The organism is Nonomuraea sp. NPDC049784 (assembly GCF_040659615.1).
Taxonomy (GTDB): Bacteria; Actinomycetota; Actinomycetes; order Streptosporangiales; family Streptosporangiaceae; genus Nonomuraea.
Map to the genome: position 1 here is coordinate 1 of NZ_JBFAMX010000501.1, position 7642 is coordinate 7642.

Genomic DNA, 7642 nt, shown 5'->3' on the forward strand with positions numbered 1-7642 from the left:
CGACGGCGCCGCGTATGCCGATGGCGCCCACCACCAGGCCGCGCGGGTCCTTGATGGGCGCGGCGATGGCCACCTCGCCCTCGGTCAGCTAGCAGGACACCCGCCACCTCACTCCGTTGGCCGCGGGGCTGGCCTTCCTCCCGCTCACCCTCCCCATGACCGTCAACCCGCTGCTCACCGGCCGCCTGGTGGCCCGCTACGGTCCCCGCCCGCCGATCCTCGGCGGCCTCGCCCTGCTCGCGACCGGCCTGACGGGCGTCGCCCTCACGGACGCGCTGGCGCCCTGGCTGGTGGTGATGGGGTTCGGGCTGTCGTTCGTGCTGCCCGCGCTGATGGCGGGCATGGTCAACAGCGCACCCCCGGGCACGGCCGGCACGGCGGGCGGCGTCCTGAACGCGTTCCGCCAGGTCGGCGCCACCCTCGGCGTGGCCGTCATGGGCATCATCGGCCAGCCGCTGACGGCGGCGGCCGTCCTGACCGCACTGACCTGCGCCTGCTACGCGGTGGGTGCCCGACGCGCCCGCTCGATCGTCTTGAAGTGACCCTGCCGGTCCGGCCGCTCCGAGGCGAGTATCGTGATCGGCGCGGCGAAGGGCCGAACGGCCGTGCTCCACGACGGGGATGACGAGGTGACCGTGCGTTTCCAGCATTCGACTGACATCTGGCGAGACTTCCCCGAGCTCGTCCCCGGGGTGCTCTTCGCGAAGGGCATCACGGGAGACGTCTCCGTCGACGACCAGATCGCCCGGTTCGGTGAGCTCGCCGCGAAGCGGCTCGCGACCTCCTCGGAGGGCGAGCTGCCGGAGATCCAGGCGTGGCGGCGGGCGTTCTCGAAGATGGGCCTCAAGCCGACCCAGTACCGCTGCGCGTCGGAGTCGCTGCTGCGGCGCTTCAGGAAGGAAGGCGCGCTGCCGCGCCTGCACCCGCTTATCGACCTCTGCAACGCGGTCTCCATCGCGTACGCGGTCCCGGTGGCGGTGTTCGACGTCTCCAAGATCGCGCAGTACGTGGAGGTCAGATACGCGGCGGGCGACGAGACGTACCTGACCTTCTCCGGCGAGACGGAGCACCCGCCGCCCGGCGAGGTGATCTTCGCCGACGCGGAGGGAAGGGCGCACGCCCGCCGCTGGACCAACCGCCAGAGCGGCCACTCGGCCGTCCGCGAGGCAACCACCGACGTCCTGATCGTCGCGGAGGCGCTGCATGAAACGGCCCAGGCGGACATCGAGTCCCTCATGGCCGCAATCACCGACGAGCTGTCCGCCGTCTGGCCCGTGACGCCGCGGTCCGCGATCCTTGGCCCCTCCGCACCCCGGTTCGAGTTCATGAAGTGATCCCGTATCTTGTCGCGCCGGATGTTTTTGGCGCGACAAGATACGGGGCACCCGCGGTCAGCCCGAGCAGCCTGGCCCCCGGCCGGCGCACGCGGCGAGTTGTTCGCCTCTGCCGGCAGGCTCCGAGCCTTTCGCCCGGCTCTTCAGTGGACGGGGACCTCTTGTGATGGCACCGGTGGTGACCAGCCGGTACAGGCGGTCGCCGGGGCAGTCGGTATCGACGAAATCGCGGTGGCCGAGAACCTTGACGCCCAGGCCGTGCTTGGACACGAGCCAGGCCCGCAACGACCGGAACGCGTTGAGCTGTTCGGGCGTGGGTTTCTCGGCGGGCCCGGACATGAACGTGACGCTGTACCAGTCGCGGTTGCCGCCGGGCTGCGCCGCCTGCTCGTGGTCGAGACCGCGGCCCTCGAGGACCGTGCCGTGCGGACAGCAACCGTACGAGTAGCCGATGTCCAGCCATCCGCGATCGGGCCCCATGTGGAACGCCCGGGTGTTGCGCCAGTAGGCCAGGCAGGCGGCGTGCGGCTTGCGGGCGAGTCCCTGGTTCTCGCCGTCGAAATGGACCACCAGCCCCTTGGTGGGGTGGGCGGGCGACGCCTCGGTCGGGCCCCAACCGAGGTCGCTCCTGGTCGTGATCTTCATATGGCTTCCTCCTCGCTCACCGGGCTCAGGCGGGCGTCGCGTAGCCGGTGGGTCCTGCGAGCCATCTGCCTGCGGAGCACGGCCAGCTCACGGGCCTGCCGCTCCAACTCGCCCTCCATGCGGGCCATGGCGCCCTCGTAAGTCTCCCGGGCCCTCTTGTAGGCGTCGGCTTCGATCTGGTGCAGAGCGGCGCGCTCGGTCGCCTCGGCATTCTTGCCGGCGCTCTTGGCGGTGGCGATGGCCGCGGCGATGCCGGCTATAGCGCCGATGACGGCCACCGTCACCGCAGTGAGGTCCATCGGGGCCTCCGGTGCGAAACGGGGTTCAGGCCCGGCAGCGGGCTGCGGTACGTCACCGAGGGTGCGAGCACCTCCGTACTGCTGGAGGGTTCGCGGAAGAGTTGGGGCGCGGGAAAGACGCGGTTTTCGGTCATGTGATTCATGCCACCTCCCCCGATGTGGCGAGATGATGCATCCCTGCTTGGACGCTACAACATGCAACATCACCGTCGCAATCTGCATCACCGGTCGTGTCGTAATGCGCTGCCTGTGGAGCCGAAAGCCTCTGGATGCCACATCTGTGCTACAACTTGCAACATGGGCGATGACGGCAGGCGGCCTGGTCCCGCGCGGCCCTTCTATGAACGCATCAATTACGAGCGGATCAAACGCGGCTGGACCCAGCTGAAGCTGGCGGAGCAGTCGGGCGTCGACCGTGCCACCATCCACCGGATGCGGACGGCGAAGCCGCAGGTGGACACGGTGTTCGCCCTGGCGGCGACGCTCGACATCGACCGGGATGAGGCGCTGGAGCTGGCCGGTCTCGTACCTGGTCGTGCAGGCGGTGGCCAAAGTGAGCCGCCTGCCGCTCTCGTTGAAGATCCGGAGACCGAGGAGATGCTCGCGAGGCTTCCGGCCCGGCGGCGAGCGATCCTGGAGCAGTTCAGGGATTCGGAGCGGGAGCGCGTGCGGCGGTTGCAGGAGCAGGCCGAGGCTGAGGCGGCCGAGGCCGGCAAGCGCTTCAAAGAGCTCGTCCGAATTGAAGTAGAAGAATCAGAGTAGTCCCAATAGTGGGAATTGCTCTAATTTGCGGTAATCTATCAGTTGCCCTGAGTAGTCGGTTTGTCGCGCTAAGTTCTTTTACTCGGCGCGATCTTCGCTGCAATGTATTTCGGTGCCTTTTTAGGCGATGCTGCAAGCAGCGGAGACTGTTCCGCGCCGTACAAAAGGGGGGCCCAATGCGTCACATCCTCCCCATCGCCGCAGCACTCCTGTGGCTCGCCAACCTCGTCTACGTGGCGGCGATCCCCTGGATGCCTACGGCGTGGCACGAGAGCAACCACCTGGCATCGGTCCAGCTGCTCACCGTAGGGGCCGCCGTCGCGGTCACCATCGCATGGCTACTACACCGGCAGGGGATCGAATATCGGATCGGATATCGGCACGGCCGCGCCGATCGATGAACCTACGGGCGCGGTCAGCTCGTCGGGAAGCGCGACGGGCTGACATCTTGAACGCCGACGGCCGCCTCCGGCCGGACTCCGATAAGCCGGACCGGGCGGTCGTGGACGCGGTCTGAGCCCGATGTCGTCCAGCATTTTTCGATGAAATTCGAAAAGATCCCATCTGGTGGCCATTGCGGGATAGTCTCGTCTTCGTTGCCCTTCAGGGGATTGTGTCCCGTGATGGGCGTATAACTTGCGGCCGTAGCCAGGAGTTAACGAGTGTCTGCCTCTTACTTTGGTGAAGGAACGGACGGCGCGTCGTCGCGGCCCACCAGGCGCACACCACGATGGCCCGCTTTGGCGATGGCCGCCTCATGGATCATCGGCATCCTGTGGATCGTCGTGTACTATATAGACCCCACCCTCCCGGTTATGAGCGAGTTGAGGAATTGGAACCTGCTGGTCGGGTTCGGGCTCCTCGTTCTGGGTGTGGTGTTCGCGCTGATTCTGGCGGTGGTAGCGGTCATATCGTCACGCCGTCGGCCCTGAGTATCGGGCCGCCTTGAGCGCGCAATGCGGAAAGCCCGTGGCAAGATGCAGGACCTTCCACGGGCTTTCGCTCTCAGACGGGAACCGCGCGATGAACATGCAGCTCACCGCGCGGTAACCGGTCACACGTCGTAGTACATCTCGAACTCGTGCGGGTGCGGACGCAGCCGGATCGGGTCGACCTCGTTCTCCCGCTTGTACGAGACCCACGTCTCGATCAGGTCAGGCGTGAAGACGCCGCCCTCGAGCAGGTAGTCGTGGTCGGCCTCCAGGGCGCTGAGCACCTCGGGCAGCGAGCCGGGGACCTGCGGGATGTTGCGGGCCTCCTCCGGCGGCAGCTCGTAGAGGTCCTTGTCGACCGGCTCCGGCGGCTCGATCTTGTTGCGGATGCCGTCGATGCCCGCCATCAGCATGGCCGAGAACGCGAAGTACGGGTTGCACGACGGGTCGGGCACCCGGAACTCGATGCGCTTGGCCTTCGGGTTGGAGCCCGTGATCGGGATGCGGACGCAGGCCGAGCGGTTGCGCTGGGAGTAGACCAGGTTGACCGGGGCCTCGTAGCCGGGCACCAGGCGGTGGTAGGAGTTGACCGTCGGGTTGGTGAAGGCCAGCAGCGACGGCGCGTGCCTGAGCAGGCCGCCGATGTAGTAGCGGGCCGTGTCGGACAGACCCGCGTAGCCGACCTCGTCGTAGAAGAGCGGCGAGCCGTCCTTCCACAGCGACTGGTGGCAGTGCATGCCGGAGCCGTTGTCACCGAAGATCGGCTTGGGCATGAACGTGACCGTGTGGCCGTACTCGAGGGCCGTGCTCTTGATCACGTACTTGTAGAGCATCAGGTTGTCGGCGGTCTTGAGCAGCGTGCCGAACTTGAAGTCGATCTCCGCCTGGCCCGCCGTGCCGACCTCGTGGTGCTGCATCTCGACGTCGATGCCGCACTCGATGAGGTTGCGCACCATCTCGGAGCGCAGGTCGGTGAAGTGGTCCATCGGCGGCACCGGGAAGTAGCCGCCCTTGTAGCGCGGCTTGTAGCCGAGGTTGCCGCCCTCGGTCGCCTTGCCGGTGTTCCAGGCGCCCTCGATGGAGTCGATGTAGTAGTAGCCGGCGTTCTGCCTCGTCTCGAAGCGCACGTCGTCGAAGATGTAGAACTCGGCCTCGGGGCCGAAGTAGACCGTGTCCGCGATGCCCGTGCCCTTGAGGTACTCCTCAGCCTTGCGCGCGACGTTGCGCGGGTCACGGCTGTATGCCTCGCCGGTCAGCGGGTCGTGCACGAAGAAGTTCAGGTTGAGCGTCTTGTGCTGGCGGAACGGGTCCACCACGGCGCTGGACGGGTCGGGCAGCAGAAGCATGTCGGACTCGTGGATCGCCTGGAAACCGCGGATCGACGAGCCGTCGAACATGAGTCCGTCGGTGAAGACGCTCGCGCTGAAGTTTTCTACCGGGAAGGTGAAGTGGTGAGTCGTCCCCGGCAGGTCGGTGAACCTGACATCGACGAACTGCACCCCTTCGTCACTGATGAACTTCAGGACGTCGTCGGCGGAGTTGAACACTCTCGAACCTCCCTGGGGACTGGCCATCATATCGACGCTAGGGCGTGGCCGTTTCCATATGGTGTCTCGATTGTTTCGCACATGTTACGCAGGTCAGGTGCCCTTCGAAGCCGCACACCCCGTCTGATCGTCCTCTTCCTCCAGCTCATACGGATCGATAGGCGCGCCTGTGGGCGCCACCGTACCCCGAGGCGAGTCCTCGTACTCGGGATGGATGAAGCCGTCGCGCGTGTCGCAGCTCGCGGGGGTGCGACTCGCCTTCCATCCGTCCGGCCAGACGACGAGCCGACCGGATTCGCGGAACATCATCACGGTGCCGGTCGGATGGGCGACGAGCCGGATGGTGGTGTCCGGCCGGCCCGGGCGGTGCACGGCGTAGACGACGATGTGGTTCAGCTTGAGCTCGACGCCGCGGCGGCCGTGGTCCTTGAACGTGCCCAGCTTGACCCGGCCGTAGACCTTGATCACATCGGTGGAGAACTCGGCCGTGCCCCGCGCGAACTGGAGGACGTAGTACGGGGCCTTCTTCTTGCGCTTCTTCAGCTCGTCGAGGTACCACTCGCGGAACTCGGGGTCGACCAGCTTGATGAACGCCGAAGGCTTGCCGCCCATGAGCGTCTTCTTGTCCAGGTAGGCCGCCACGAGCAGCTCGCGCGTGCGCTTCAGGCCCTTGGCCACATCCTTCCTCGACAGCCCGCCCAGCGCCTTCGCCTCCGGCATCACGAAGCCGGCGACCCCCTCGGCGTACTTCTCGGCGGGAGATCCGGCGAACGGGCTCGGCGGCTCCTCGCCGCCGCCATCTCCTTGATCGTCGCCCGGGCCCTCCGCCGGACCTGCCGTGAGCTCGGGCGACGGCGCCGCGATCACCGCATCCTTGGGCAACGCATCCTTGGGCACCGCGCCCGAGGGTGTGAGCAGGTCGGGGCGGAAGGTCACGACCACGCCCGCGGCCGTGATCAGCCCCGTGATCACGGCCATCGCGATCCAGGCCCGGCCGACCCGCCGCCGGGGGCCCGCCTCCCTCTCATATAAGTCCGAGCGCTCATATAAGCCCGAGCGCCTTTCCTTCTCCATGCGCCGCTCTAACCGGTCTGTACGCCGCTGCTCTTTCGCGCCTTTGACGGCCGCGGCCCGCATCCTGCGCTGCTGCTCCTCGTCGATCTGCGCGACCAGCTCGTTGAAGCGCGCATCAAGGTCATCCCCGTTTGGCATGGCGTACATGATGGCCGCTTTGCGACGCGGTTGGGTCACAAAGCGGACCGGCCCATCTGGCGGATACCGTTGAAGGCATGAGCAGCAAGGAGCCTCGGTGGACGCAGACCTGGCTGGGCGGGATCAGGTCCGCCGGGGTCGATCTCGGATACCCGGGGGAGCGTCTGGGCCTGCCCGAGGAGGGCAGCGGGTCGATCGCCGGCTGGGGCCGCAGGATCGCCGCGCTGGTCATCGACTGGATGATCTGCACGTGGGCCATCGTGCAGCTGCTGCTCAGGATGAACCCGGCCGAGCAGCCGTGGGCGCCCGCGGTCGTCTTCGCCCTGCAGTACCTGATCCTGGTCGGATTCATGGGGCAGACCTTCGGGCACCGTCTGGCCGGCATCAGGGTGGCCGCGATGGACGGCGGCAACCCCCGCTGGCTGCCCGTGCTGGTGCGCACCGTGCTGCTGTGCCTGGTCGTGCCCGCCCTGATCTGGGACCGCGACCACCGCGGGGTGCACGACCGCGTGTCCAACACCATGGTCGTCCGCATGTAGCCCTCCAGGAAAAATCCGAACCGGGTTTAAAAATAAACCCGGTTCGCTTTATGCTGCCCTCATGGGGCTCAGGGAACGGAAGAAGGAGCAGACGCGGCGGCGGATCGCGGAGGTGGCGCTGCGGCTGTTCGACGAGCGCGGCTACGACGCGGTGACCGTCAACGAGATCGCCGAGGTGGCCGGGGTCGCCAAGGTGACGCTGTTCAACTACTTCCCGACCAAGGACTGCCTCGTCACCGAGGGGGTCAAGGACGATCTGGCCGCGATCGTGTCCGGTGGCGTACCGCTCTCCGCGTTCCAGTCCATCCATGATCTCCGCTGACCGGTTGCGCAGGTCGCGCTGGGAGATCTGGTGGGAGCGGTCGGGCTCAG

At 66.9% G+C, this 7642-nt stretch carries 10 protein-coding genes and 2 pseudogenes; 7 read left to right on the plus strand and 5 right to left on the minus strand.

Translation table 11 applies throughout. The features are described from left to right. Positions 1-88: pseudogene (locus AB0J09_RS49545) on the minus strand (IclR family transcriptional regulator); the annotation flags it as partial. 25 nt (positions 89-113) lie between these two features. Here AB0J09_RS49545 and AB0J09_RS49550 point away from each other — a divergent pair. Then, a pseudogene (locus AB0J09_RS49550) lies at positions 114-542 on the plus strand (MFS transporter); the annotation flags it as partial. A gap of 33 nt (positions 543-575) precedes the next feature. Continuing rightward, positions 576-1334: a phenylalanine--tRNA ligase beta subunit-related protein gene (locus tag AB0J09_RS49555; RefSeq protein ID WP_360707943.1), complete on the plus strand. Its 759-nt coding sequence runs from the start codon at positions 576-578 to the stop codon at positions 1332-1334. A 57-nt stretch (positions 1335-1391) separates the two neighbouring features. On the opposite strand, the gene AB0J09_RS49560 is transcribed toward AB0J09_RS49555, so the two are convergent. Both AB0J09_RS49560 and AB0J09_RS49565 read right to left on the minus strand, forming a co-directional pair. Continuing rightward, the gene (locus AB0J09_RS49560) at positions 1392-1979 is read right to left on the minus strand and encodes a peptidoglycan recognition family protein (RefSeq protein WP_360707946.1); all 588 of its coding nucleotides are present in this window, start codon (positions 1977-1979) and stop codon (positions 1392-1394) included. After that, positions 1976-2278 (minus strand): hypothetical protein, encoded by a 303-nt coding sequence (locus tag AB0J09_RS49565; protein ID WP_360707948.1) that lies wholly within the window; start codon positions 2276-2278, stop codon positions 1976-1978. Before AB0J09_RS49565 ends, AB0J09_RS49560 begins: the two co-directional genes overlap by 4 nt. A gap of 297 nt (positions 2279-2575) precedes the next feature. Here AB0J09_RS49565 and AB0J09_RS49570 point away from each other — a divergent pair, with 297 nt between their 5' ends. From AB0J09_RS49570 to AB0J09_RS49580, 3 genes are all read left to right on the plus strand, one after another. Beyond that, positions 2576-3040, plus strand: coding sequence for a helix-turn-helix transcriptional regulator (locus AB0J09_RS49570; RefSeq protein ID WP_360707951.1), 465 nt, complete (start codon positions 2576-2578; stop codon positions 3038-3040). Positions 3041-3216: 176 nt separating this feature from the next. Further along, positions 3217-3441 (plus strand): hypothetical protein, encoded by a 225-nt coding sequence (locus tag AB0J09_RS49575; RefSeq protein WP_360707954.1) that lies wholly within the window; start codon positions 3217-3219, stop codon positions 3439-3441. 261 nt (positions 3442-3702) lie between these two features. Beyond that, a complete protein-coding gene (locus AB0J09_RS49580) occupies positions 3703-3972 on the plus strand; it encodes a cell division protein CrgA (protein ID WP_360707956.1) in 270 nt (89 codons plus the stop codon). Positions 3973-4094: 122 nt separating this feature from the next. Here the strand turns inward: AB0J09_RS49580 and glnA are convergent, their stop codons facing one another. Both glnA and AB0J09_RS49590 read right to left on the minus strand, forming a co-directional pair. Next, a complete protein-coding gene (gene glnA, locus AB0J09_RS49585; protein ID WP_360707959.1) occupies positions 4095-5519 on the minus strand; it encodes a type I glutamate--ammonia ligase in 1425 nt (474 codons plus the stop codon). Between the two features lie 93 nt (positions 5520-5612). Beyond that, entirely contained in the window at positions 5613-6731 is a 1119-nt protein-coding gene (locus AB0J09_RS49590; RefSeq protein ID WP_360707962.1) for a hypothetical protein, read from the minus strand. 77 nt (positions 6732-6808) lie between these two features. Between AB0J09_RS49590 and AB0J09_RS49595 the strand changes: the two genes are divergently transcribed. Then, on the plus strand, positions 6809-7270 hold the full coding sequence (locus AB0J09_RS49595; RefSeq protein ID WP_360707965.1) for an RDD family protein: 462 nt from the start codon (positions 6809-6811) through the stop codon (positions 7268-7270). Between the two features lie 61 nt (positions 7271-7331). Beyond that, positions 7332-7592: a helix-turn-helix domain-containing protein gene (locus AB0J09_RS49600; RefSeq protein ID WP_360707968.1), complete on the plus strand. Its 261-nt coding sequence runs from the start codon at positions 7332-7334 to the stop codon at positions 7590-7592. The last annotated feature ends 50 nt before the right edge of the window (positions 7593-7642 follow it).

What these genes read in the sequence shown, in the direction of transcription:
- AB0J09_RS49590 (WP_360707962.1), bottom strand. Translation starts at nt 6,731, where the DNA reads ATGCCAAACGGGGATGACCTTGATGCGCGCTTCAACGAGCTGGTCGCG.
- AB0J09_RS49565 (WP_360707948.1), bottom strand. Translation starts at nt 2,278, where the DNA reads ATGGACCTCACTGCGGTGACGGTGGCCGTCATCGGCGCTATAGCCGGC.
- AB0J09_RS49560 (WP_360707946.1), bottom strand. Translation starts at nt 1,979, where the DNA reads ATGAAGATCACGACCAGGAGCGACCTCGGTTGGGGCCCGACCGAGGCG.
- AB0J09_RS49600 (WP_360707968.1), top strand. Translation starts at nt 7,332, where the DNA reads ATGGGGCTCAGGGAACGGAAGAAGGAGCAGACGCGGCGGCGGATCGCG.
- AB0J09_RS49595 (WP_360707965.1), top strand. Translation starts at nt 6,809, where the DNA reads ATGAGCAGCAAGGAGCCTCGGTGGACGCAGACCTGGCTGGGCGGGATC.
- AB0J09_RS49575 (WP_360707954.1), top strand. Translation starts at nt 3,217, where the DNA reads ATGCGTCACATCCTCCCCATCGCCGCAGCACTCCTGTGGCTCGCCAAC.
- AB0J09_RS49570 (WP_360707951.1), top strand. Translation starts at nt 2,576, where the DNA reads ATGGGCGATGACGGCAGGCGGCCTGGTCCCGCGCGGCCCTTCTATGAA.